A 1746-nucleotide genomic window follows, 5' to 3' on the forward strand; every position below is an offset into this window, starting at 1 on the left:
ATGCTAACGCTGAGTTTCGCTCGGCGCGATGCCCGCGCGCAGAATCCGCGCTTCATTTAATACTTTCTTAACACTTTTGTAACACTTCTTTACTATTCTTCCATGGGGCTTTAGGCCTCATAAAAGACTCTTTTAACCACCTCGTTGTATAATTTGTTAATATTGATGAAAAAGGGAAACTATGAGCATTTACCGTGAATATGATATCCGTGGGATTTATGAAAAAGAGTTGAACGAAGAGACGATTACCCGTCTAGGATATGCATTAGCAGATGAGATGAAACAATACGGTGAATACGTTGCCGTCGGTTATGATGCACGCTCACATTCACCGATTCTTTTTGAATATTTGACGGCTGGTTTAAACGCTGGCGGTATGAAAGTTCTGGGGATGGGGATGGTACCTACTCCCGTCAACTATTTTTGCAATTATCAAGAGTTTGATGGTGTAACAGCTTGCGCGTCGGTAATGATTACCGGCTCTCACAATCCGAGCGAATACAACGGATTTAAAATTACTATCGATAAACTCCCTTTTTTCGGTGAACAGATTTATGCTTTGGGGCGTAAAATCGATGCTATGGATATGCCTTCTAAGGTTGAACGTCAGGTTGTAGAGATCGATGCCCTTTCTCGCTATAAAACGTTTATGATTGAATCGTTCGGCCATTTACGCGGGATGAGTGAACGGATCGTTTACGACTGCGGTAACGGGGTTGCAGGTTTAGCTATCGAAGATATATTTAACGCCCTTGAGCTTAAAACCAAAGGGATTTATGTCGATCCTGATGGTACTTTCCCGAATCACCACCCCGATCCGAGCGAAGAGCATAACCTCGAAGATATCAAAAAACTCCTCGCCTCAGAAGGGGATATCGCATTTGCCTATGACGGTGATGCTGACCGCATTGCAGTATTAACCCCGCGTAACAACATCAAAGGGGACATGATGGCGTTGCTGTTTGCTCTCAAGATGAAAAATCCGACCGTAATCGGTGAGGTTAAATGTTCCCAAGTGATGTATGACACGTTACGTGAGCGTGGAGCAACGGCGGTGATGTACAAAACGGGACACTCTAATCTTAAAGTCAAAATGAAAGAGCTTCATGCGGATTTAGCATGTGAAGTGAGCGGGCACGTCTTCTTTGCTGATCGCTATTTCGGGTATGATGATGCGATTTATGCGACACTTCGTATGCTCGAACTCATTCAAGAAGGTATCGATTTAGATGCTGAGATCGCCAAACTTCCACAGGTATTTTCAACCGAAGAGATCAAAGTCAAGACAACCGAGCAAGAGAAGTTTCCACTCATTGCAAAACTCAAAGAACTCTTACAAAATCCGCCGAGCGATTTCCCTGTCATCCGTGATATCATCGATGTGGATGGAGTACGGGTTATTTTCGAAAAAGGGTGGGGCTTGGTTCGCGCGAGTAACACAACTCCGGTACTTGTAACCCGTTTCGAATCAACGGAACAATCAGAAGCCGTGCGTTATGAAGAAGCACTTAACGGACTCATTCAAGAAGCTCAAAAGCAGTTAAAGGTCTAAGTTATGAAATCAATAACGTTAACTATGCCGCTTGATATGCATCTTCATCTACGTGATGGTGATATGCTAGAGACGGTGGCTCCTCTCACTTCATACAGCTTCAGCGGTGCATTGGTGATGCCTAACCTCGTCCCTCCAGTGACAACGTTAGAGGCGGTTAAAGAGTATAAAAAACGGATTAAACATGCCATCGG

Annotated in this window: 1 protein-coding gene and 1 pseudogene; both read left to right on the forward strand. The window is 44.2% G+C overall.

From position 1 onward, the window contains the following. Positions 1-181 precede the first annotated feature (181 nt). Positions 182-1552, forward strand: coding sequence for a phosphomannomutase/phosphoglucomutase (locus tag PHR02_RS12865; RefSeq protein WP_299992617.1), 1371 nt, complete (start codon positions 182-184; stop codon positions 1550-1552). Positions 1553-1555: 3 nt separating this feature from the next. Beyond that, a pseudogene (locus tag PHR02_RS12870) lies at positions 1556-1746 on the forward strand (dihydroorotase); the annotation flags it as partial.

The sequence above is a fragment of the Sulfuricurvum sp. genome (assembly GCF_028688295.1).
Lineage (GTDB): Bacteria > Campylobacterota > Campylobacteria > Campylobacterales > Sulfurimonadaceae > Sulfuricurvum.

What these genes read in the sequence shown, in the direction of transcription:
- PHR02_RS12865 (WP_299992617.1), top strand. Translation starts at nt 182, where the DNA reads ATGAGCATTTACCGTGAATATGATATCCGTGGGATTTATGAAAAAGAG.